Source organism: Massilia sp. NP310, from assembly GCF_019443485.1.
Classification (GTDB): Bacteria; Pseudomonadota; Gammaproteobacteria; order Burkholderiales; family Burkholderiaceae_D; genus Telluria; species Telluria timonae.
Map to the genome: position 1 here is coordinate 1,226,603 of NZ_CP080379.1, position 21,515 is coordinate 1,248,117.

20 protein-coding genes are annotated in these 21,515 nt (G+C 67.1%); 10 read left to right on the plus strand and 10 right to left on the minus strand.

The window, feature by feature from the left end; translation table 11 throughout:
• Nucleotides 1-32: 32 nt before the first annotated feature.
• Together KY496_RS05510 and KY496_RS05515 are read right to left on the minus strand one after the other, a co-directional pair.
• Nucleotides 33-941 carry a ZIP family metal transporter gene (locus tag KY496_RS05510; RefSeq protein ID WP_071362729.1) on the minus strand — a complete coding sequence of 303 codons (909 nt, stop codon included), beginning with the start codon at nucleotides 939-941 and terminating at the stop codon, nucleotides 33-35.
• A gap of 83 nt (nucleotides 942-1,024) precedes the next feature.
• Nucleotides 1,025-2,026, minus strand: a complete 1,002-nt coding sequence (locus KY496_RS05515; RefSeq protein WP_005670742.1) for a manganese catalase family protein — start codon at nucleotides 2,024-2,026, stop codon at nucleotides 1,025-1,027.
• A gap of 345 nt (nucleotides 2,027-2,371) precedes the next feature.
• On the opposite strand from KY496_RS05515, the gene KY496_RS05520 reads away from it, so the two are divergent.
• Entirely contained in the window at nucleotides 2,372-2,974 is a 603-nt protein-coding gene (locus KY496_RS05520) for a hemerythrin domain-containing protein (protein ID WP_184236118.1), read from the plus strand.
• Nucleotides 2,975-3,032: 58 nt separating this feature from the next.
• On the opposite strand, the gene KY496_RS05525 is transcribed toward KY496_RS05520, so the two are convergent.
• The 5 genes from KY496_RS05525 to KY496_RS05545 form a co-directional block, all read right to left on the minus strand.
• Nucleotides 3,033-4,064, minus strand: coding sequence for a patatin-like phospholipase family protein (locus tag KY496_RS05525; protein WP_229520434.1), 1,032 nt, complete (start codon nucleotides 4,062-4,064; stop codon nucleotides 3,033-3,035).
• 67 nt (nucleotides 4,065-4,131) lie between these two features.
• Complete coding sequence (locus KY496_RS05530; protein WP_219864154.1) at nucleotides 4,132-4,869, minus strand: LrgB family protein; 738 nt, start codon at nucleotides 4,867-4,869, stop codon at nucleotides 4,132-4,134.
• Nucleotides 4,862-5,215, minus strand: coding sequence for a CidA/LrgA family protein (locus tag KY496_RS05535; protein ID WP_219864155.1), 354 nt, complete (start codon nucleotides 5,213-5,215; stop codon nucleotides 4,862-4,864). The genes KY496_RS05530 and KY496_RS05535 overlap by 8 nt, the downstream gene beginning before the upstream one ends.
• Nucleotides 5,216-5,325: 110 nt before the next feature.
• A complete protein-coding gene (hppD, locus tag KY496_RS05540) occupies nucleotides 5,326-6,420 on the minus strand; it encodes a 4-hydroxyphenylpyruvate dioxygenase (RefSeq protein WP_219864156.1) in 1,095 nt (364 codons plus the stop codon).
• 33 nt (nucleotides 6,421-6,453) lie between these two features.
• Nucleotides 6,454-7,362: a LysR family transcriptional regulator gene (locus KY496_RS05545; protein WP_219864157.1), complete on the minus strand. Its 909-nt coding sequence runs from the start codon at nucleotides 7,360-7,362 to the stop codon at nucleotides 6,454-6,456.
• A 177-nt stretch (nucleotides 7,363-7,539) separates the two neighbouring features.
• Here KY496_RS05545 and hmgA point away from each other — a divergent pair, with 177 nt between their 5' ends.
• The 5 genes from hmgA (at nucleotide 7,540) to KY496_RS05570 (ending at nucleotide 13,551) form a co-directional block, all read left to right on the plus strand.
• Nucleotides 7,540-8,847: a homogentisate 1,2-dioxygenase gene (hmgA, locus tag KY496_RS05550; protein ID WP_219864158.1), complete on the plus strand. Its 1,308-nt coding sequence runs from the start codon at nucleotides 7,540-7,542 to the stop codon at nucleotides 8,845-8,847.
• 132 nt (nucleotides 8,848-8,979) lie between these two features.
• Entirely contained in the window at nucleotides 8,980-10,305 is a 1,326-nt protein-coding gene (locus KY496_RS05555; protein WP_005670726.1) for a hemolysin family protein, read from the plus strand.
• A 66-nt stretch (nucleotides 10,306-10,371) separates the two neighbouring features.
• Complete coding sequence (locus tag KY496_RS05560; RefSeq protein WP_184236097.1) at nucleotides 10,372-11,178, plus strand: TlpA disulfide reductase family protein; 807 nt, start codon at nucleotides 10,372-10,374, stop codon at nucleotides 11,176-11,178.
• Nucleotides 11,179-11,237: 59 nt separating this feature from the next.
• The gene (locus tag KY496_RS05565; protein ID WP_219864159.1) at nucleotides 11,238-11,939 is read left to right on the plus strand and encodes an MBL fold metallo-hydrolase; all 702 of its coding nucleotides are present in this window, start codon (nucleotides 11,238-11,240) and stop codon (nucleotides 11,937-11,939) included.
• Between the two features lie 259 nt (nucleotides 11,940-12,198).
• The gene (locus KY496_RS05570) at nucleotides 12,199-13,551 is read left to right on the plus strand and encodes an amino acid permease (RefSeq protein WP_219864160.1); all 1,353 of its coding nucleotides are present in this window, start codon (nucleotides 12,199-12,201) and stop codon (nucleotides 13,549-13,551) included.
• On the opposite strand, the gene KY496_RS05575 is transcribed toward KY496_RS05570, so the two are convergent.
• Nucleotides 13,548-14,828, minus strand: coding sequence for a S41 family peptidase (locus tag KY496_RS05575; protein ID WP_219864161.1), 1,281 nt, complete (start codon nucleotides 14,826-14,828; stop codon nucleotides 13,548-13,550). The two genes, KY496_RS05570 and KY496_RS05575, sit on opposite strands and share 4 nt — an antisense overlap.
• A 402-nt stretch (nucleotides 14,829-15,230) precedes the next feature.
• On the opposite strand from KY496_RS05575, the gene KY496_RS05580 reads away from it, so the two are divergent.
• From KY496_RS05580 to lpdA, 4 genes are read left to right on the plus strand one after another with little or no spacing between them, the layout of a single operon-like run.
• The gene (locus tag KY496_RS05580) at nucleotides 15,231-16,463 is read left to right on the plus strand and encodes a 3-methyl-2-oxobutanoate dehydrogenase (2-methylpropanoyl-transferring) subunit alpha (RefSeq protein WP_219864162.1); all 1,233 of its coding nucleotides are present in this window, start codon (nucleotides 15,231-15,233) and stop codon (nucleotides 16,461-16,463) included.
• Nucleotides 16,464-16,465: 2 nt separating this feature from the next.
• A complete protein-coding gene (locus KY496_RS05585; RefSeq protein ID WP_373889470.1) occupies nucleotides 16,466-17,512 on the plus strand; it encodes an alpha-ketoacid dehydrogenase subunit beta in 1,047 nt (348 codons plus the stop codon).
• Between the two features lie 4 nt (nucleotides 17,513-17,516).
• Nucleotides 17,517-18,857, plus strand: coding sequence for a dihydrolipoamide acetyltransferase family protein (locus tag KY496_RS05590; protein ID WP_219864163.1), 1,341 nt, complete (start codon nucleotides 17,517-17,519; stop codon nucleotides 18,855-18,857).
• Nucleotides 18,858-18,861: 4 nt separating this feature from the next.
• Nucleotides 18,862-20,256: a dihydrolipoyl dehydrogenase gene (gene lpdA / locus KY496_RS05595; protein WP_005670709.1), complete on the plus strand. Its 1,395-nt coding sequence runs from the start codon at nucleotides 18,862-18,864 to the stop codon at nucleotides 20,254-20,256.
• 36 nt (nucleotides 20,257-20,292) lie between these two features.
• Here the strand turns inward: lpdA and KY496_RS05600 are convergent, their stop codons facing one another.
• Both KY496_RS05600 and KY496_RS05605 read right to left on the minus strand, forming a co-directional pair.
• A complete protein-coding gene (locus tag KY496_RS05600; protein ID WP_219864164.1) occupies nucleotides 20,293-20,937 on the minus strand; it encodes a TetR/AcrR family transcriptional regulator in 645 nt (214 codons plus the stop codon).
• 135 nt (nucleotides 20,938-21,072) lie between these two features.
• Entirely contained in the window at nucleotides 21,073-21,444 is a 372-nt protein-coding gene (locus KY496_RS05605) for a hypothetical protein (RefSeq protein WP_219864165.1), read from the minus strand.
• Nucleotides 21,445-21,515: the final 71 nt, after the last annotated feature.

Genomic DNA, 21,515 nt, shown 5'->3' on the forward strand with positions numbered 1-21,515 from the left:
ATCCCACTACAGCGGTCAACGGTCGCCGGATCTCACGACAGCGCCGTGTCGAGCACCGTCATCAGGATGAAGCCGAAGATCAGCGCGATGCTGGCCTGGGTGCCGTTGCCCGACTGGCGCGATTCGGGGATCACGTCGTTGACGATCACCAGCAGCATGGCGCCGGCGGCGGCGGCCAGCGCATACGGCAGCAGGCCGGCCGAGATGCCGATCAGGGCCACGCCGAAGACTGCGGCGATCGGCTCGACCAGGCCCGAGGCCACGCCCATGGCGACCGCGGTCAGGCGGCTGTAGCCGACGGCGTGTAGCGCGAGCGCCACCACCAGGCCTTCGGGCACGTCCTGGATCGACACGCCGGTGGCCAGCGAGGTGGCTTTCTCGACGTCGATGCCGGCGAAGGCCACGCCGATCGCCAGGCCTTCGGGCAGGTTGTGCAGGGCCACGGCCCACACGAACAGCCAGGCGCGCCGCAGCGACACCTTGTCGGGCTCGTTGGACAGGATGCCCTCGGTGCGCACCGCGCGCCCGAGCAGCAGGATGGCGCCGGCGCCGAACATGATGCCGGCGCCGACCATGAGGCTCGATTCCCAGTTGCCGGCGCCGGCCGTCTTGGCGGCGCTCAGGGCGGGAATCACGAGGGAAAACGCGGTGGCGCCGAGCATGACGCCGGCGCCGAAGCCGAGGAAGCAATCGTAGGTGCGCTTGGTGAAATTCTGTGCGAACAGGACCGGCAGGGTGCCCAGTGCGGTCGCCGCCGCCGCCGTGCTGCCTCCCGCCAGCGCCGCCAGCATCTTGGGATTGGCATTCATGATCTGCTCGATCATGCTGCCGAGCAGGACGAGGAAGCCGATGGCGCAGATGCCGAAACCGATGGCGCGGCGTGGGGTCAGCCAGCGCGGAAGGCCACGAGGGTGGTTGCTCTTGTCGGTTTGGATATCCATGCATATTCCTGTCAAAGACCGCGCCAGGCCGCCCCGCTCCCCGCGTGGGCGGCCGCCGGCGCGGCCGTACTACGAGGCGGGTATTACTTCAGCGGCTTGCCGCTGCCCATCGGGTTGCCGACACCGGTGTCGTCGAGCGGACCGCCCTTGGAACCGACGTTGGCGTCGCCCATGGCATTACCGCCCGATCCACCCATCGTACCACCAGTTGCCGATTGCATCATGCCCAATTCGGAGCCGGTACGCGGCGTGGCCGAGGGGTCGGACATGGTGCGCATCGCCATCTGCTTGAGCACGTCGATGTCGCCGGTCGGCAGGGCCACTTCGGCCTCGCCCGAGCCGCCGTCGACGGCCATCTGCTTCTCGCGGTCGCTGATGAAGTCCCAGTCGGCGCCCTGGTTCCAGGCGCCGCGCACCTCGCCCGGGCCCTGCGACATATTGTAGTAAACGCTGGCGAAGGCCGGCACCACGGGCATCTTGCCCGGTGGGAAGTTCGGCTCCATCGCGTACAGCGCCTTCTCGAACGACTTCATGTGCGCCACTTCGCGCGTCATCAGGAAGCCCAGCGCCTCTTTCACGCCCGGGTCGTCGGTCAGCGCGATCAGGCGCTCATAGACGATCTTGGCGCGCGCCTCGGCGGCGATGTTCGAGCGCAGGTCGGCGGTCGGCTCGGTGATCGAGTCGATGTAGGCGGCGGTCCATGGCACGCCGGCCGAGTTGGTCAGCGGAGCGCCAGCGCCATACAGCACTTGCGTGATGTGGCTGTCGTTGCCCGGGCCGGTAATGGCGCGGTACATTTCGGCCTCGGTGTCGATGGCTTCGGCCAGGCGGCCCTTGGCGCCCTTGTTCAGCATGGCGACGATGTGGCCGATCACCTCCAGGTGGCTCAGCTCCTCGGTCGCGATGTCGAACAGCATGTCCTTGCGGCCTGGATCGTCTTCGGCGACAGCCTGGGTAAAGTAGCGCATGGCCGCGGCCAGCTCGCCCTGCGGTCCGCCGAACTGCTCGAGCATGAGGTTCGCCAGGGCCGGGTTCGGCTCGCTGACACGGACTGTATATTGCAAGCGCTTGTTGTGTGCAAACATGACAGGTATCTCCGATTGAAGTGGAAGGTTCGTATCAACCTCGGCAGCCACGCGACCTGCGTGCACTGCCAATGGATAGGCTACCGCCGGGATCGGTAGCTCAATGACCCCATGTTCTCAGGTCGACAATGGATTGACCGTCAGGAGCACTCCCGTGTCCTTGTAGGACAAATGTGACAATCTGTTATTCCAAATAAACAATCCCCGAATCAAGTCCATCTGCCGTCTCATGCGTGCGCCCGGGTGGGCCGGTCACTGACACGCCTCCGGCACGCGCTCCTACAGTCATCGGTGGCGGGGCCGGTCTACCATATTGTTCAAACAATCACGAACGGGGGTATTACCATGAATCTCAAGCAACTGAGCCCAAGCATTACAGACATGATCCGCTTCGACCACTCGCACGTGATGGTCACCTTCCACCAGTACTCGAAGGACAAGAGCCCGACCGTCAAGAAGGCGCTGGCCGATACCATCTGTGATGGCCTGGAAATCCACGCCACGCTCGAAGAAGAGATCTTCTACCCGGTGATGCGCCGGCGCGACGGCAGCGAGCCCTTCATCCATGAGGCCGAGCCCGAGCACGATGAAATGCGCCGCCTGATCGCCGAGCTACGCGCCACCTCGGGCGCCGATCCGCGCCACGACGACCTGGTGATGGAGTTGATGCGCGACGTGATGCACCACGTGGCGGAGGAAGAAACCAAGCTGCTGCCGGACGCCGAGGCGATCCTGGGCAAGCAGCGCCTGGCCGAGATGGGCGCCGAGATGACGCGCCGCCGCATGCAGCTGGTGGGGCCAAAGGCCGGCAAGCTGGCCAAGGAACACATCGTCGGCTTCTCGGGCAGCACCGCGGCGATGGTGGTCGGCGTGGCCGGCGCCCTGCTGGCGGCGTTCGCGCTCAAGCCGAAGAAGAATACCTGGAAGACGCAGCCGGCGAATACCTGATCGGCTGTTGCGCTGACTGATAACGCCGCCGCTCGCAAGACCGGCGGCGTGTTTACATTCAGATCTGATCCGGGAAGAACACCGGCATCGGGTCGAGCGTCGACTTGACCCCGAGATGGGCGCCCTGCTCCCTGAGCCAAAGGTCGGCAGTCTTGACGCCCTGGTCGTGCAACATCTGCAGGAAGGGCATCTCGGCATTCATCTTGGCCGAGATGCCGTGATCCTGCAGGAATTCGTTGCCGCTGATGAGGTGCAGGTGTTTGCTGTTGGGCGCCGCCCCGGCCCCGCGGACCTCGTCGGGCAAGCCGTTCAGGTAACGCAGCGCGCTGACTTCGCGCACGAAGCTGATGTTGAACGCGATTTCGTTGGAGCGGTTGGCGATGTCGGCGATATTGGTCGGCATGTCGCTGCGCGCGATCGGGTTGTTCTGGATGATGATCAGGTCGCTGGCGGTCGAGTGCCGCATCAGCGGATCCAGCGGCGGATTGGCGACATAACTGCCATCCCAGTACATCTCCCCTTCCACCTCGACCGCCGCGAATACGGTCGGCAGGCAGGCGGAGGCCACCAGGCGCTGCACGTCCATTTCTTCGCGCCTGAACAGCTTGCCGGTTCCGGTGCGCACATTGGTGGCGGCGATGAACAGCTGCAGTTCTTCGCAGTCGCGCACCCGCTCGAAATCGATCATGGTGGTCAGGAAGTTACGCAGAGGATTGAGGGTGAGCGGACCTTCGCGCACCGGTCCCATCAGCGCCCCCATCATCTCGAGCAGGTGGTAAGCCGGCGAGAATTCCATCGTAAACGTGGGCGCCATGCGGTCGAGCGGCGTGCGTTGGAGCGGACTCAGGACCGCCGCGCTGCCGAGGGTGCGCCAGAACCGGTCGAGGGCGCGGCGCGCGCCCTCGCGGCCGCCACCGCGCGCGTAGCCGTCGGCCAGCACCACTGCGTTGATGGCGCCGGCGCTCGAGCCGCTCAGGGCGTCGATGAGCAGGTCGTCCTCTTGCAGCAGCCGGTCGAGCACGCCCCATCCGAAGGCGCCGTAGGTTCCCCCGCCCTGGATGGCGAGGCTGATCGTCTTGTAAGTCGTCAAGATCTGCTCCATCGTGATTGATGGAGCGAGCTTAACGCGGCGCCCGATGTTGCGGCGCAGCGTAGCTTCAGGACATCCAGGCCATCACGAGCGGCACCAGCCACGGGGCCAGCAGCGCGGTCAGCGCGCCGTTCAGGCCCATCGCCAGGCCGGCGAAGGCGCCCATCTCCGGGCTGACCTGGAAGGCGCGCGCCGTGCCGATGCCGTGCGAGGCCAGGCCCAGCGCGAAGCCGCAGGCGGCGTCCGAGCGCACGCCCAGCAGCATGAAGACGTAGCGCCCGAACACCGCGCCGAAGATGCCGGTCGCGATCACCAGCGCCGCCGTCAGCGCCGGAATGCCGCCCAGGCGCTCGGACACCGCCATCGCGATCGGCGAGGTGGCCGATTTCGGTCCCAGCGTATATGCCAGCTCCGGCGTCGCGCCGAGCAGCAGCGCCACCACCACGGCCGACACGATCGCCGTCACGCTGCCGGCCAGCAGCGCGGCGCCCAGCGGCAAGGCGGCGCGGCGCAGGCGCGGCAACTGGCGCACCAGCGGCACCGCCAGCGCCACGGTGGCCGGGCCGAGTAAAAAGTGGACGAACTGGGCGCCGGCAAAATAGCGCTCGTAGGACATGCCGATGAGCCACAGCAGCGCCACGATCAGGGCGACCGCGATCGCCACCGGATTGGCCAGCGGCGAGGCCTTGCACAGGGCGAAGATGCGCTGCGCCGCCAGGTAGGCGCACAGGGTCATGGTCAGGCCCAGGAGCGGCGAGGCGGAAAGATAGACCCAGAAATGGCTGAACTCGGCGAAATCAGGCATCGCCATCCCTGGTTGGATTGTCCATCCCGCGCAGGATCAGGCCGGTCACGGCCAGGGCCAGAACGGTGCTGACCACGAGCGAGGCCAGGATCGCGATCCAGTGGCCGCTGCCGCTGCTGGCGGCGACCAGGATGCCGACGCCGGCCGGCACGAACAGCAGCGACAGGTGCGACAGCAGCGTGTTGGCGGCCCCCTCGACCAGCGCCTGCAGCTTCGGCATGGCCAGCAACGCCGCCATCAACAGCAGCATGCCGGCGACCGGCCCCGGCAAGGGAAGATGGAAGACGAATACGATGCCTTCGCCCAGGCACTGGAACAACAACAGGACCGCGAACGCAGCCAGCATACCTCTACTCCTGACGCAGGACGGCGGCCGCGTAGCGCACCCGGCCGCCGAAAAGTGTACAGGATAGCAAATCCCGCGGCCGTGCGTGCGTACGCTGGCCGCGCAAAGCGTCAGGCTTCGGCCGTCGCCTGCGCCCCGGCGATCGCGCCACGCTTGACCTGGTCGCGCTCGATCGACTCGAACAAGGCCTTGAAGTTGCCTTCGCCGAAGCCGTCGTCGCCCTTGCGCTGGATGAACTCGAAGAACACCGGCCCCAGTTGCGGCACGCCAAAGATCTGCACCAGCAGGCGCGCATGGCCGTCCTTCACGGCGCCGTCCAGCAGCAGGCCGCGCATCTTCAGCGCCTCGGCATCCTGGCCATGGCCCGGGATGCGCTCATCCAGCATTTCGTAATAGGTGTCCGGCGGCGGCGCCATCAAGGGCACGCCGGCCGCGCGCAGCTTGTCGACGGTGGCGATCAGGTCGTCGGTGAGCAGCGCGATGTGCTGGATGCCCTCGCCGTTGAACTGCATCAGGAATTCCTCGATCTGGCCGCCGCCGGCCTTGCCTTCTTCGTTCAGCGGAATGCGGATCTTGCCGTCCGGCGCCGTCATCGCCTTCGAGGTCAGGCCGGTATATTCACCCTTGATGTCGAAGTAACGGATCTCGCGGAAGTTGAACAGCTTCTCGTAGAATCCGGCCCAGTAGGACATGCGGCCGCGGTAGACGTTGTGGGTCAGGTGGTCGATGATGGCCAGGCCATGGCCCACCGGGTTGCGGTCGACGCCGTCGATGAACTCGAAGTCGATGTCATAGATCGACTTGCCCTCGTCGAAGCGGTCGATCAGGTACAGCGGCGCGCCGCCGATGCCCTTGATGGCCGGCAGGCGCAGTTCCATGGGGCCGGTCGGGATCTCGACCGCCTGGGCGCCCAGTTCCAGGGCGCGCGCATAAGCCTTGTGGGCGTCCTTGACGCGGAAGGCCATGCCGCAGGCCGACGGGCCGTGCTCGGCCGCGAAATACGCGGCATAGCTCTTCGGCTCGTTGTTGACGATGAAGTTGATGCCGCCCTGGCGGAACAAGGCCACGTCCTTGGAGCGGTGGGTTGCCACCCTGGTGAAGCCCAGCGCCTCGAACACCGGCTCCAGCACGCCCGGCGTGGGCGATGCGAACTCCACGAACTCGAAGCCCATCAGGCCCATCGGATTGTCGAACAGGTCTGCCATTGTCTCTTCCTTTAGTTAAGCATTGTTATTGACTCACGTTTCCGCGAACACGTCGGCCAGGAGTCCGCGCAACCACTGGTTGCCCGGATCCTGGTTGAAGCGGCGGTGCCAGAAAATATTCGTCTGCAGCGGCGGCAGGTCGAGCGGCGGCGTCGCCCATTCGAGCCCGAACGGCACGGCCGCGCGCTCGGCCAGTTTTTGCGGCACCGTCACGACCAGGTCGCTCGTGCTCACGATATACGGCACCGCGGTGAAATGCGGCACCCGGAATTTCGTTGTCTGTCCGACCCCGGCCCTGGCCAGCGCCGCGTTCACCCGGTCGTAGGGACTGTCGGCCGCGTCCACCAGCAGATGCTCGGCTTGCGCGAAGCGCTCCAGCGTCAGTTCGCCCCGCGCCAGCGGGTGCCCCTTGCGGAACATGGCCACGAACGGCTGGCGGAACAGGTGGCGCTGGTACAGCGCCTCGGACACGTCCTCGAACGGTCCGACCGCCAGGTCGACCCGCCCGCCTTCCATCTCTTCCTTGAGCGACAGCATTCCCACCCGCACCGAGCTGATCTCGACGTGGGGCGCCAGCTGGCGGCAGCGCTCGATCAGCGTCGGCATGAAATACACTTCGCCGACGTCGGTCATGGCCAGCATGAAGCGGCGGTTGCTGGTGCCCGGCTCGAAGCGGCTGCGCTGGTTCAGGGCCAGCGCCACCTGCGCCATCGCCGCCCCGATCGGCTCGGCCATCTGGCTGGCCAGCGGCGTGGGCTGCATGCCGCTGGCGGTGCGCACGAACAGCTCGTCGCCGAAGCTGCGCCGCAGCCGCGCCAGCGCATTGCTCACGGCCGACTGCGACAGCCCCAGGCGCCGGGCGGCCGACGAGATCTGGCGCTCCCTGTATACCTCCTGGAACACCGAGAGCAGGTTCAGGTCTATATCGTGTGCTTCGATCATGGATTTCCCGGGCTGCCGGCCGGACCGGCGTGACACGCATTGTCCACATCCCGGTGCTCGCCCGACAGTAATATTGATAATATGAATAGTCTACATTTATCTATTCATCTCGTAAAACATGGCGGATTATTCTAGAGTGGCGCCATCGAAGATGCTATCCACCGTCCAGGAGACCCCATGAGCCACGAACCCGGCCATCCGTCAGCCTACATGAGCGGTTTCGGCAACGAGTTCGCCACCGAAGCCCTGCCCGGCGCCCTGCCCCGGCACCGCAATTCACCGCAGCGCGTGGCCTATGGCCTGTACGCCGAGCAGCTGTCCGGCACCGCCTTCACCGCCCCGCGCAGCCATAACCGGCGCTCGTGGCTGTACCGCATCCGTCCGGCGGCGGTGCACGGCAGCTTCGCGCCGCTGGACGCCCCGCGCCTGGTGGGCCGTTTCGATACGCCGGTGCCGCCGAACCAGCTGCGCTGGAGCCCTTTGCCGATGCCTCATGCTCCGACCGATTTCATCGACGGCTGGGTGACCATGGCCGGCAACGGCTCGCCCGAGTCGATGAGCGGCTGCGCCATCCATCTGTACGCGGCCAATCGCGGCATGGATGGCCGCTATTTCTATAACGCGGACGGGGAATTGTTGCTCGTACCACAATCTGGCCGGCTGTCGATCGCGACCGAGCTGGGCCTGCTGGAGGTGGAGCCGCAGGAAATCGCCGTGATCCCACGCGGCGTGCGCTTCCAGGTATTGCTCCCCGACGGCGCGGCGCGCGGCTATATCTGCGAAAACTTCGGCGCCCTCCTGCGTTTGCCCGACCTCGGCCCGCTCGGTTCCAACGGCCTGGCCAACCCGCGCGACTTCCTGACGCCGAGCGCGCGCTACGAAGACCTGGAAGGCGACTTCGAACTGGTGAGCAAGTTTGGCGGCCGCCTGTGGCGCGCGCCGATCGGCCACTCGCCGCTGGACGTCGTGGCCTGGCACGGCAACTACGCGCCTTATAAATACGACCTGCGCCACTTCAATACGATCGGCTCGATCAGCTACGACCACCCCGATCCGTCGATCTTCCTGGTGCTGCAGTCGCCGTCGGACACGCCGGGCGTGGACACGATCGACTTCGTGATCTTCCCGCCGCGCTGGCTGGCGGCCGAGGACACCTTCCGCCCGCCCTGGTTCCACCGCAACGTGGCCAGCGAATTCATGGGCCTGATCCACGGCGCCTACGACGCCAAGGCCGAGGGCTTCGTGCCGGGCGGCGCCAGCATCCACAACTGCATGAGCGGCCATGGCCCGGACGCCGCCACCTTCGACAAGGCCAGCAGCCTGGATACCAGCCGTCCGCACAAGGTGGGCGACACCATGGCCTTCATGTTCGAGACCCGCGCCGCCCTGGCGCCGACGGCGCAGGCGCTGGCCTCGCCCCAGCTGCAGGGCGATTACCAGCAGTGCTGGGCCGGCATCCGCAAGCACTTCCGGCTGGAGCCTTGAGCCGGCAGTGAAGCGCGCAGCGCACGCAGCGGTGTTCCCGGATTTTGTCATTTATGCCATGATTCGCGGGCAGGCCATGGTGGCCTGCCCGGCCACGGCCCGGCACGACCGGTCATGGGGCAAGAGCCCAGCATGTCAGACATATTGATCATCCTCGTTCTCATCCTGCTGAACGGGGTGTTCGCGATGAGCGAACTCGCGCTCGTCTCCGCCAAGCGCATGCGCCTGGAACGGCGCGCCGAAGAAGGCAGCCGCGGCGCCCGCACCGCGATCGCGCTGGCCGACAATCCCAGCCACTTCCTGTCCACCGTCCAGGTGGGCATCACCCTGATCGGCATCTTCACCGGCGCCTTCGGCGAAGCCTCGCTGGTGTCGCGCCTGACGCCGCAGATCGAGACCATCGGCTTCCTGGCGCCCTACGCCTACGAGATCGCGCTGTTCGTGGTGGTGCTGGCGATCACCTTCTTCTCCATCGTCCTGGGCGAGCTGGTGCCCAAGCGCATCGCGATGCGCCATCCGGAGACGATGGCGACCCTGATCGCCCCGCCGCTGAACATGCTGTCGGTGATCATGTCGCCGTTCGTCAAGGTGCTGTCGCTGACCACCGAGGCGATCGTGCGCCTGTTCGGCATCCACGACGCCAAGGAAGAAGCGCCGACCGAGGAAGACATCACGGGCATGTTCAAGGAAGGCACCGACGCCGGCCTGTTCGAAAAGACCGAGTACGACATCGTCTCGCGCGCGCTGCGCCTGGACGACCGCCACCTGAAGGCGCTCATGACGCCGCGGGTCGACCTGGTCATGATCGACCTCGACGCCCAGCGGCGCGACATCCTGGAGCTGATCAGCTGCCACACCTACAGCCGCTTCCCCGTGTACCGCGGCGACCGCGCCCAGATCCTGGGCTACGTGAAGGTGCGCGACCTGCTGGCGCAGTCGGTGCGCCATGGCTCGCTCGAGGCGGTGAACATCGAGGATGCGGTGTCCGATCTGCTGTTCGTGCCCGAGACCGTGAGCGCGATGGTGCTGCTCGAGCTGTTCAAGAAGAACCGCGCCGAACTGGCCCTGATCGTCGACGAGTACGGCGACATCCAGGGCATGGTCACCCTGTCCGACGTGATGAGCGCCCTGGTGGGCGACGTCACCGTGATCGGCGAAGAGAACGATCCGGACGCGGTGCAGCGCCAGGACGGCAGCTGGCTGCTCGACGGCGGCGTGGACCTCGACCGCTTCCGCGACCTGATGAACACCGACGTGCGCTTCCCGGACGAAGGCACCGGGGCGTACCACACGCTGGCCGGCTTCGTGCTGTACCAGTTCGGCTACATCCCCAAGACGTCCGAGTTCTTCGAATGGGACGGCTACCGGATCGAGGTGGTCGACATGGACGGCAACCGCATCGACCGCATCCTGGTGGCGCAGCTGCCCGCGCCGGAACCGGTCGCCGAAGAGACCTGATCAGTCGCTCGCACGCCGCGCCCGGCATCCACGTATACTCATGCTTTGAACCGCACAAGGATCGGCATGGACGTCGTCAGGCTCGGCCCCCTCATCATTCCCCTGTCGGCGGCGCTGGTCGTGCTGGCCCTGCTGGCGGCGACCACCACGGCTGACTGGTTGCGCCGCCGGCGCGGCCATGACGCCGGCACGGTGCTGTGGCGGATGATCGTGGCGGGCTTCGTCGCCGCGCGCGCCGTGTTCGTCCTCAAGCACCACGACATCTACATCAAGGCGCCATGGAGCGCGCTGGACATCCGCGACGGCGGCTTCGAGCCGGTGGCCGGCCTGATCGTCGCCTGCGTGATCGGCGCCGAACTGACCCGGCGCCGCGCCGAATTGCGCCGTCCGCTGCTGGCCAGCGTGCTGGCCGGCGGCGCGGTCTGGATCGGCGGGCTGGTGGCGGCCCAGGCGCTGGCGCCGCCGCGTCCGCCGATGCCGGACCTGATGGTGCGCCGGCTCGACGGCAGCGAGGTGCTGCTGCGCAGCCTGGCGGGTCGCCCGCTGGTGGTCAACCTGTGGGCCACCTGGTGTCCACCATGCCGGCGCGAGATGCCCGCCATGCAGGCGGCGCAGCAGGCCAACCCGGACATCGGCTTCGTGTTCGTCAACCAGGGCGAGTCCAGCGTGGTCGTGCGGCGTTTCCTGGCCACCCAGCAGCTGCGCCTGCAGAACGTCGTGATCGATCCGGCCGGCCAGGTCGCGGCGCGCACCGGCGCCGCCGGCTATCCCACCACCCTGTTCTACGATGCCGACGGCAAGCTGCGCCTGCGTCACGTCGGCGAGCTGTCGGAGGCGACGCTGAAGGACAAGCTGGCCAGCCTGCGGCCCTGAAGCGCCTACCCGCCGCCGGCGACTTGTGGTACAACAGCGCGGCAACCGAGGAGCTATCCATGCAAGTCAATCCGATCCAGCTGTTCGACGCCGAATCGTCGACCTTCACCTATATTCTGGCCGCGCCGGGCAGCATTGATGCCGTCATCATCGACCCGGTCGACCGCCATTTCACACGCGACCTGGCGCATGTCGAGCGCCTCGGCCTGCGCCTGACCCACGTGCTGGAAACCCATGCCCATGCCGACCACGTGACCTCGGCCGGCCGCCTGCGCGCGCAGACGGGAGCCAAGGCTTGCGTGCCGAGCGGCTGCGACATCCCGCCGGCCGAAGTCCAGCTGCAAGATGGCGACCAGGTCCGCTTCGGCCTGCACGAGCACATCGCCGTGATCCACACGCCCGGCCACACGGCCGGCAGCATGTGCTATCTGTGGCGCGGCAATCTGTTCACCGGCGACACCCTGCTCATCGACGGCTGCGGTCGCACCGACTTCCAGAGCGGCAGTTCGGAGAGCCTGTACGACAGCGTCACCGGCAAGCTGTTCGCCCTGGACGACCACGTGCGGGTGTGGCCGGGCCACGACTACAAGGGCCAGTCGGTGTCGACCATCGGCTGGGAGCGGCGCCACAATGCGCGCCTGGCCAACCGCAGCCGCGACGACTTCATCGCGCTGATGGCCGCGCTCGACCTGCCGCGCCCGCGCATGATGGACGTCGCCGTGCCGGCAAACCGCAACCTCGGCCTGCCGCACAGCGTATGACGGATTAAACGCGACGGATCAGTAGCGCCAGGTGCGCTTGGGCGCCGGTGGACGCTTCATTACCTTCGTTTGAAACTGTTTCCAGATCAGCCCGGCCAGGGCCATCATGATCATCTTGCGCATGGTTTCTCCTCGTTGGTGATCGGCGACATGCCGTTGCCGCCAGCATAGCCCGAGCCCGCACTTCGCGGCGCAGGTTTGCCTGGCCCAAAGGATGCAGTAGAATCCCTGTCTTTCTGGCAAGACCACGAGACGGACCATGGCCGACGGGCACAACGAACTCAAGCGCGGGCTGAAGAACCGCCACATCCAGCTGATCGCCCTCGGGGGCGCCATCGGCACCGGCCTGTTCCTCGGCATCGCCTCCACCATCCAGATGGCCGGCCCCTCGGTGCTGCTGGGCTATGCGATCGCCGGCGCGGTCGCCTTCCTGATCATGCGCCAGCTCGGCGAAATGATCGTCGACGAGCCGGTGGCCGGTTCCTTCAGCCACTTCGCCGACAAGTATTGCGGGCGCTGGGCCGGCTTCGTCTCGGGCTGGAACTACTGGGTGATGTACATCCTCGTCAGCCTGGCCGAGCTGACCGCGCTCGGCATCTATATGCAGTACTGGTTCCCGGACCTGCCGACCTGGGTCTCGGCACTCGGCTTCTTCGTGCTGGTCAACTGCATCAGCCTGCTCAACGTGAAGGCCTTCGGCGAAATGGAATTCTGGTTCGCCGTGATCAAGGTGGTCGCGGTGGTCGGCATGATCGTGTTCGGCGTCTACCTGCTGGTGGGCGGTGGCGCCGGCCCCGAGGCCGGCGTGGCCAATCTGTGGCAGCACGGCGGCTTCTTCCCGCACGGCGTGGCCGGCCTCGCGATGGCGATGGCGGTGATCATGTTCTCCTTCGGCGGCCTGGAGCTGATCGGCATCACCGCCGCCGAAGCCGACGACCCGGCGCGCACGATCCCGCGCGCCACCAACAACGCGCTGTACCGGATCCTGATCTTCTACATCGGCGCGCTGGCCGTGCTCCTGATGCTGTACCCGTGGCAGAAGGTGGTCACGGGCGGCAGCCCCTTCGTCCTGATCTTCCAGGCGCTCGACAGCGGTTGGGTCGCCAACGTCCTCAACCTGGTCGTGCTGACCGCCGCGCTGTCGGTGTACAACGGCTGCGTGTATGCCAACAGCCGCATGCTGTTCGGCCTGGCCGAACAGGGCAACGCGCCGGCGTCGCTGAAGTACACCAACCGGCGCGGCGTGCCGCTGGTGGCCCTGGGCGTGTCGGCCGTGGCCACCGGCTCGGCGATCCTGATCAATTACTTCCTGCCGCGCGAAGCGCTGGGCATGGTGATGACGCTGGCCACGACCGCCCTGGTCCTGAACTGGGCCATGATTTCGTGGAGCCACCTGCGTTTTCGCCGCAGCAAGGACCAGCTCGGCGCGAAGACGAGCTTTCGCAGCCCCTGGTTCCCGCTGTCGAACTACGTCTGCCTGGGATTCGTCGCCCTCCTGCTGGTCGTGATGCTGCTCACGCCCGGCCTGCGCATCTCGGTATTCCTCATTCCGGTATGGCTGGCGGTGCTGGGCTTGGGCTACTGGCTGCGCGAGCGGCGCAAGACCCGCTAGTTGCCCGAACCTGCCGCATTCTCCTCGAGAAGCGACTCCGGCGCACGACCGGAAGGCGGGTCCAGAATGAAGCGCGGCAGGGTCAGCGCCAGGCCGCTGTGCGGCAGGACGACGTCGCGGATGCCGCCCGATTGCGAGCGCCTGGCGGCGCCGCCCGCGCCGACCAGGGTCGCGAAGCCAAAATCGTGCATCACGTTGGCGAACAGGATGGCGGACGAATAGGTGCCGGGTCCGATCCGTACGTACGTCTTGCCCGCGAAGCGCAGCGGATTATCCGGCTGCGGCTGGCGCCAGGTCGCGATTTCTCCCTGCATGGGCTTGGCCGGCGCACCCGCTAGAGCGCGCGCCAGGCCGCGATAGCTCGAGCCGGTCCGGTAGGGTTGCGTGGCCAGATACGGCATCAAGCCGTCCAGCCACACCACGTCGTCGCCTCCACCGTTCTTGCTGACGTCGATCACCAGGCTGGTCACACCCTGCGCCCGGATGCGGGCGAAGGCGTCGCGCGTAAACGCCAGGAATGGCGCGGGATCGGCCAGGCCGAAGGTGTCGACCGTCAGCACTGCGCGGCCATCCCGGTCGATCGCGAGATCAAAGGGTTGGCGTGCCTCCTGTTCCAGGACGCGCGGGAGCGTGCGTCGTGCGGACATGGTGACCGTACGCCGCACACCCTCCTCTTCCAGCACCAGTTCGTAGGTCTCGGGAGCGCCAAACCGCTTCCAGTAGTACAGCCACCAGCGCTGGCCCAGCAGGTTTGCCCGGAATCGCGGCGTATCGCCGTGCACCATGGACGACAGGGTCGACACGAGCTCCCCTGCGGCCACGCCATTGACCGAGACCACCCGGGCCGGCGCTGTCGACAGATGGAGTGCGCCATCCGGATCGACGTTCACCTCGACCGGAAACAGGCCGCCGCCCTGCGCCAGCCACGCACGCGTTTCCTTGCGCCAGTCCGGATAGCCGATCAAGAAGTGACCGTCGGCCAGCAGCGCATTGACCGCTGCCAGGCGCCGCCAGGCCTCGTCGCGCGTGAGCGTGAGCGGCGCCTCGTGCGCCATCCGGTCGAGCGCGCGGTGCAGGGCCGGCGGATCGGTCGAGAAGCCGGGATCCGGATGCATGCGCGCGATCATGGCGCGGACGAAGGCGATATCCTCGCGAAACTGCGCCGCGCTGATGGGCTGCGGCGCGCCATCCGCCGCAGCCACCGGCCCGCAGGCAAGGAGGAAGGTCGCCAGTAGCGGGCTAAATCGGGAAATCCTGGACAGCAGTCGTGGATGCATGCGTGCTTTCAATGGTCCTGTCGGTCAGCTCATCGCGAATGCACGATGCTAGCGCCGCCCCTTCTGCACGGCATGCGGTTTGCGACGAAATGCACGATGGTGCGACGAATGCGGCCAAACGCCGCCCGGGCACGCATATGTGTGCGTCCGTTTAGCCAAGCCCAACGACCTGCCCGCTCAATGCTCTATTGTCATCCGTGCACCCCAGCGCTGTGCGGCGCACCCATGCCGCATGAACCGCCGCAGTCGCGCCAATCCAGGCAACCCCAACCTCGATGACAAAAATGGCGGCTTTCTATGTTGCACAGCAATATGAAAATAGTTTCGCGCAGTTGACGTAAACGTCAAGTGAAGGTCTATGATGCCTCTTGCTGCAAAACACCTCAAAAGGGAAAGCATAATATGAGCCAGAGCAATCCTCTGTCGCTGCACGTACCGGAGCCTACCGGCCGCCCGGGCTGCAAGACCGATTTTTCGTTTCTCCAGGTGAGCGCTGCCGGTTCGGTCCGGCGTCCACCGATCGATGTCGCTCCATTGGAGACAAGCGACATCGCCCAACAACTGATCCGCGTGCTCGACGAGCACGGCAACGCCGTCGGCCCCTGGGCCGAGGAACCCGACCGCGAGCTGCTGCGCTTCGGCTTGCGCACCATGATGAAGACCCGCATCTTCGACGCGCGCATGGTGATCGCCCAGCGCCAGAAGAAGATGTCGTTCTACATGGTCTCGCTCGGCGAAGAGGCGATCGGCACCGCCCACGCCCTCGCCCTGCGCGACGGCGACATGAATTTCCCGACCTACCGCCAGCAAAGCCTGTTGATGGCGCGCCAGGTACCGCTGGTCGACATGATCTGCCAGCTGCTGTCCAACGAGCGCGATCCGCTCAAGGGCCGCCAGCTGCCCGTGATGTATTCGGTGCGCGAGGCCGGCTTCTTCACCATTTCCGGCAACCTCGCCACCCAGTACCCGCAAGCGGTGGGCTGGGCCATGGCGTCAAGCATCAAGGGCGACACGAAAATAGCGTCGGCCTGGATCGGCGACGGCGCCACCGCCGAATCCGATTTCTCGACCGCCCTCACCTTTGCCCATGTGTACCGCGCGCCGGTCATCCTCAACGTGGTCAACAACCAGTGGGCGATCTCGAGCTTCCAGGCGATCGCCGGCGGCGAGAGCGTGACCTTCGCCACCCGCGGCATCGGCAGCGGCATCGCCTCGCTGCGCGTGGACGGCAACGACTTCCTGGCCGTGCTGTCGGCCTCGCGCTGGGCCGCCGAAAGAGCGCGCAGCAATCTCGGTCCGACCCTGATCGAATGGGTCACCTACCGCGGCGGCCCGCACTCGACCTCGGACGATCCATCGCGCTACCGTCCGGCCGACGACTATGCCCGCTTCCCGCTGGGCGACCCGATCGCGCGCCTGCGCCAGTACCTGACGAACCTGGGCTGGTGGTCGGATGCCGAGCACGAGGTCGTGCACGCCGAGCTCGAAGCCGAAGTGCTGGCCGCGCAAAAGGAAGCCGAAAGCCACGGCACCCTGGGCGACGAGCGCGCGCCGAGCGCCGCGACCATGTTCGAGGACGTTTATAAAGACATGCCGGAGCACCTGCGCCGTCAGCGTCAGCAGTTGGGAGTATGAGGATGGCACGAGACGATCAACCCAAGGACATCGCATCGATGTCGATGACCATGATCCAGGCCCTGCGCTCGGCCATGGACGTGATGATGGAACGCGACGACAACGTCGTGGTGTATGGCCAGGACGTCGGCTACTTTGGCGGCGTGTTCCGCGTCACGGATGGGCTGCAAGCAAAGTACGGCAAGTCGCGCGTGTTCGACGCGCCGATCTCGGAAGGCGGCATCGTCGGCACCGCGGTCGGCATGGCCGCCTATGGCCTGCGCCCGGTGGTCGAGATCCAGTTCGCCGACTATTTTTATCCGGCGACCGACCAGATCGTGTCCGAGGCGGCGCGCCTGCGCTATCGCTCGGCCGGCGAATTCACGGCCTCGATGGTGATCCGCATGCCCTGCGGCGGCGGCATCTACGGCGGCCAGACCCACAGCCAGAGCCCCGAAGCCTTCTTCACCCACGTGTGCGGCCTGCGCACCGTGATGCCCTCGAACCCGTACGACGCCAAGGGCCTGCTGATCGCCTCGATCGAGAACGACGATCCGGTGATCTTCCTGGAACCGAAACGTCTTTACAATGGTCCGTTCGACGGCCACCACGACCGTCCGGTCGTGCCCTGGTCCGGCCATCCGAAGGGCGAAGTCCCAACGGGCTACTACACCGTCGACCTGGATAAAGCTGCCATCGTCCGCCCCGGCAATGACGTCACCGTGCTGGCCTACGGCACCATGGTCTGGGTCGCCGAAGCGGCGGCGCGCGAGTCCGGCGTCGATGCCGAGGTCATCGACCTGCGCAGCATCTGGCCGCTCGACTTGGGCACCATCGTCGCCTCGGTCAAGAAGACCGGCCGCTGCGTGATCGTGCACGAAGCGACGCAGACCAGCGGCTTCGGCGCCGAACTGGCCGCGCTCGTGCAAGAGCACTGCTTCTGCCAGCTGGAAGCGCCGATCGGGCGCGTCGCCGGCTGGGACACCCCGTATCCGCATGCGCAGGAATGGGCTTATTTCCCGGGTCCCGACCGTGTCGGCGCGGCCCTGAAACGCGTGATGGAGGGTTGATTCAATGGGTATTCACGTCATCAAGATGCCCGACCTCGGCGAAGGCATCGCCGAAGTCGAAGTGGTGGCCTGGCACGTCCAACCAGGCGACGTCGTAAAAGAAGACCAGGTGCTGGCCGACGTCATGACCGACAAGGCGACGGTCGAGATCCCGTCGCCGGTCGCGGGCACCATCACGAGCCTGGGCGGCGCGATCGGCCAGTCGCTCGCCGTGGGCGCGGAACTGATCCGCCTCGAGGTCGAAGGCGCCGGCAACCAGAAGGACAAGGCTGTCCAGGAGCCGGTCAAGACGGCCGCCGCAGCCGCGCCGGCCGAAGAAGTCGCCGAGCCGCAGCTCGAGGCCGTGGCGGCCAATGAAGTATCGGCGCCCGCCTCTGCCCCTGTCTCCGCCCCTGCCTCCCGGCCGGCGCCGGCCGCACGTCCGGCACCAGTGTCAAAGGGCACGCCCCAGCTGCGTGTCGAGGGCGAAAAACCGCTGGCCGCGCCGGCCGTGCGCCAGCGCGCCTGGGACCTGGGCGTCGAGCTGCAGTTCGTGGCCGGCAGCGGCCCGGCCGGCCGCATCACCCACGCCGACCTCGACGCCCACGTGGCCGGCCACCGCGGCGGCGCGGCCAATGGCGGCCCCGATGAACGCTACGCCGAGCAGCATGGCGAACATGCGACGCAGGTGATCGGCCTGCGCCGCAAGATCGCCGAGAAGATGCAGGAAGCCAAGCGCAACATCCCGCACTTCACCTACGTGGAAGAAGTCGACGTCACCGAACTCGAAGCGCTGCGCCTGCAGCTCAACGCCCGCTACGGGGCGGAGCGCGGCAAACTCACCCTGCTGCCGCTGCTGATGCGCGCCGTGGTGCTGGCCCTGCGCGAGTTCCCGATGATGAGCGCGCGCTACGACGACGAGCACAATCTGCTCACCACCTATGACGCGGCCCATATCGGCATCGCGGCCCAGACCGATAACGGCCTGATGGTGCCGGTGGTGCGCCACGCCGAGTCGCGCGACCCGTGGTCGAGCGCGGCCGAGATCACGCGCCTGGCCGACGCCGCCCGCAATGGCAAGGCCACGCGCGACGAACTCACCGGCTCCACCATCACGATCACCAGCCTGGGCGCCCTGGGCGGCATCGTCACCACGCCGGTGATCAACCGCCCCGAAGTCGCGATCGTCGGCGTCAACCGCATCGTCGACCGCCCGGTGATCAGGGATGGCGCCATGGTGGCGCGCAAGATGATGAACCTGTCGTCCTCGTTCGACCACCGCGTAATCGACGGCATGGTGGCGGCCCAGTTCGTGCAGGCGATCCGCGGCTACCTCGAGTTCCCTGCAACCCTGTTCGTGGAGTGAGCCGATGGAGACGATCAACACGACCTTACTGATCATCGGCGGCGGTCCCGGCGGCTACGTGGCCGGCATCCGCGCCGGCCAGCTGGGCATCCCGGCCATCGTGGTCGAGGGCGCGAACCCCGGCGGCACCTGCCTGAACGTCGGCTGCATCCCGTCGAAGGCGCTGATCCACGCCGCCGACGAGTTCCACAAGGCCGCCACCTACGCGGCCCAGGAGTCGCCGCTCGGGATTACCGTGGACAGCGCCAGGATCGACCTGGCGCGCACCGTGGCCTGGAAGGACGGCATCGTCAAGCGCCTGACCGGCGGCGTCGGCGCCCTGCTGAAGAAACAGGACGTGCGCGTGGTGCACGGCTGGGCGCGGGTCCTGGACGGCAAGACCGTCGAAGTCGAGGCCGACGGCCAGGAAACGGTGCGCATCCGCTGCGAGCACCTGCTGCTGGCCAGCGGTTCGCAGGCGGTCGAGCTGCCGTTCATGCCGTTCGGTGGGCCGGTGATCTCCTCCACCGAGGCGTTGGCCCAGGACAGCGTGCCGCGCCGCCTGGTGGTGGTCGGCGCCGGCTACATCGGCCTCGAGCTGGGCACGGCCTACCGCAAGCTGGGCAGCCAGGTGACGGTGGTCGAAGCGGCCGAGCGCATCCTGCCGGCCTACGACGCCGACCTGGTCAAGCCGGTGGCGAGGTCGCTCGAACGACTCGGGGTCGAGCTGCGCCTGGCGACCTCGGTGCTGGGGATGGAGGGCGAACGGGTGAAAGTGCGCGACGCATCCGGCGTCGAGGCCTACCTGGAAGCCGACAAGGTGCTGGTGGCCGTCGGCCGCAAGCCGGCGACCACCGGCTGGGGCCTCGAAAACCTGATGCTCGACATGGCGGGCCGCGCCATCAAGGTCGACGAGCAATGCCGCACGTCGATGCGCAATGTGTGGGCGATCGGCGACCTCACCGGCGAGCCGATGCTGGCCCACCGCGCCATGGCCCAGGGCGAGATGGTGGCCGAGATCATCGCCGGCAAGCGCCGCTGGTTCCAGCCGGCGGCGATTCCGGCGGTGTGCTACACCGACCCGGAGATCGTCGTGGCCGGCATGTCGCCATCCGAGGCGCAAGCCGCCGGCATCGACGCCATCCAGGCCAGCTTCCCGTTCAGCGCCAACGGCCGCGCGATGACGATCGAGGGCACGGACGGCTTCGTGCGCGTGGTCGCGCGCAAGGACAACCACCTGATCCTCGGCTGGCAGGCGGTGGGCGTCGGCGTGTCGGAGCTGGCGGCCGGCTTCACCCAGTCGATCGAGCTGGGCGCCCAGCTGGAAGACGTCGCGCGCACGATCCACGCCCATCCGACCCTGGGCGAAGCGGTGCAGGAAGCCGCGCTGCGCGCGCTCGGCCACGCCCTGCACATCTGAACCGGCGCGCCGCCCCGCTCGGGGCGGCGTTCATGCTCAGGCCGGCCGGACGCGCCTGCGCGGCGGCGCGGCCAGGGCCGTGCCCAGGCGCAGCGCCGTCTCGACCGCGCGCTCGATCGGCGGCTGGTAGCCGTCCTCGATCCAGCGCAGGGCAATGTGGATCACCCCGCCGATCACCCCCGCCTGCAGCAATTCATCGTTCGCGGCGCTCGAGTCCAGCAGGCGCGCGACGTCGCGGCCGATGGCGCGCAGCGAGGTGTCGAACGCCTGGTCCACGGCGCGGCTCACGCCCCGAATCTCGACCAGGAACACGCGCGCCGACTGCGGTTCGCGCTGCAGGGCCGCGAAATACGCGTGCAGCATGGCGCGCGAACGCGCCACCCGGCCGCGCCCGGCCGCTTCGCCGGCGCGCAGGATCTCGCCCAGCACCGCGTAGGTGACGGTATTGTAGGAATCGATCAGCAGCGCCTCGCTGTTGGCGAAGGACTCATAAAAATAACGTTCGGTCAGGCCGGCCGCCTCGCAGACCGCCTTCACCGTCGCCTGGTGGTAGCCGCGCTCGCCGTAGACGGCGATCGCGCCCTCGATCAGGCGGGCGCGGCGCTCGGCGCGGCGCTGCTCCTGCGACTGGCCGCGGTAGGACCGCGTCAGCGCGGGCATATTGGAAAGCTCGTGGTTCATCGCCACATTTTGACACAAACTTGCCGAAAGTTATCAAAAAGCGACGAATGTCGGTAAGCGCGCCGCCCGACGGCGCGAGGCGGCCATGGCGTTGTGCCGAACGACCGCTGCTGCGCACCTGACGCATCCAGCCGACTAACCGCGCCGCGCCGTCCCCTGGTCGTACTCGTCATCGTCGGCATCGGCCGCGCCTGCCTCAGTCTGGCCCGCAGTCTGAAGCGTCCCCGCAGGACCCGACTGGCGGTTGGCCCCACCCTGGAAGCCCTGGTCGGACTGTTCGTCGTTCGAACCACCCGCCAGCAGGTCGTCGGTGCGGCCGGCCTGACTGCCCTGGCCCCCTTGCTGCATTGCGCCATCGCCCTGGCGCGCGGCCGGATCCTTGCGCTCGGCGCTGGCGCCGACCTCGCCGGTCGCGCCGGCGCCCATCGTCGCCGCGCTGGTGGTGCCGTCGGTCACCTGATCCCAGCTGCGTCCCTTCACATCCTTGCTTTCGTTGTGCGTCGACATGGCGATCTCCTCATGTTCAATCATGTCGGCCCATCTTAGCCGGTGGGCTCGTGACGGCAATAGGCGGGCGA

What these genes read in the sequence shown, in the direction of transcription:
- KY496_RS05510 (WP_071362729.1), bottom strand. Translation starts at nt 941, where the DNA reads ATGGATATCCAAACCGACAAGAGCAACCACCCTCGTGGCCTTCCGCGC.
- KY496_RS05515 (WP_005670742.1), bottom strand. Translation starts at nt 2,026, where the DNA reads ATGTTTGCACACAACAAGCGCTTGCAATATACAGTCCGTGTCAGCGAG.
- KY496_RS05520 (WP_184236118.1), top strand. Translation starts at nt 2,372, where the DNA reads ATGAATCTCAAGCAACTGAGCCCAAGCATTACAGACATGATCCGCTTC.
- KY496_RS05530 (WP_219864154.1), bottom strand. Translation starts at nt 4,869, where the DNA reads ATGCCTGATTTCGCCGAGTTCAGCCATTTCTGGGTCTATCTTTCCGCC.
- KY496_RS05535 (WP_219864155.1), bottom strand. Translation starts at nt 5,215, where the DNA reads ATGCTGGCTGCGTTCGCGGTCCTGTTGTTGTTCCAGTGCCTGGGCGAA.
- hppD (WP_219864156.1), bottom strand. Translation starts at nt 6,420, where the DNA reads ATGGCAGACCTGTTCGACAATCCGATGGGCCTGATGGGCTTCGAGTTC.
- KY496_RS05545 (WP_219864157.1), bottom strand. Translation starts at nt 7,362, where the DNA reads ATGATCGAAGCACACGATATAGACCTGAACCTGCTCTCGGTGTTCCAG.
- hmgA (WP_219864158.1), top strand. Translation starts at nt 7,540, where the DNA reads ATGAGCCACGAACCCGGCCATCCGTCAGCCTACATGAGCGGTTTCGGC.
- KY496_RS05555 (WP_005670726.1), top strand. Translation starts at nt 8,980, where the DNA reads ATGTCAGACATATTGATCATCCTCGTTCTCATCCTGCTGAACGGGGTG.
- KY496_RS05560 (WP_184236097.1), top strand. Translation starts at nt 10,372, where the DNA reads ATGGACGTCGTCAGGCTCGGCCCCCTCATCATTCCCCTGTCGGCGGCG.
- KY496_RS05565 (WP_219864159.1), top strand. Translation starts at nt 11,238, where the DNA reads ATGCAAGTCAATCCGATCCAGCTGTTCGACGCCGAATCGTCGACCTTC.
- KY496_RS05570 (WP_219864160.1), top strand. Translation starts at nt 12,199, where the DNA reads ATGGCCGACGGGCACAACGAACTCAAGCGCGGGCTGAAGAACCGCCAC.
- KY496_RS05575 (WP_219864161.1), bottom strand. Translation starts at nt 14,828, where the DNA reads ATGCATCCACGACTGCTGTCCAGGATTTCCCGATTTAGCCCGCTACTG.
- KY496_RS05580 (WP_219864162.1), top strand. Translation starts at nt 15,231, where the DNA reads ATGAGCCAGAGCAATCCTCTGTCGCTGCACGTACCGGAGCCTACCGGC.
- KY496_RS05585 (WP_373889470.1), top strand. Translation starts at nt 16,466, where the DNA reads ATGGCACGAGACGATCAACCCAAGGACATCGCATCGATGTCGATGACC.
- KY496_RS05590 (WP_219864163.1), top strand. Translation starts at nt 17,517, where the DNA reads ATGGGTATTCACGTCATCAAGATGCCCGACCTCGGCGAAGGCATCGCC.
- lpdA (WP_005670709.1), top strand. Translation starts at nt 18,862, where the DNA reads ATGGAGACGATCAACACGACCTTACTGATCATCGGCGGCGGTCCCGGC.
- KY496_RS05600 (WP_219864164.1), bottom strand. Translation starts at nt 20,937, where the DNA reads ATGAACCACGAGCTTTCCAATATGCCCGCGCTGACGCGGTCCTACCGC.
- KY496_RS05605 (WP_219864165.1), bottom strand. Translation starts at nt 21,444, where the DNA reads ATGTCGACGCACAACGAAAGCAAGGATGTGAAGGGACGCAGCTGGGAT.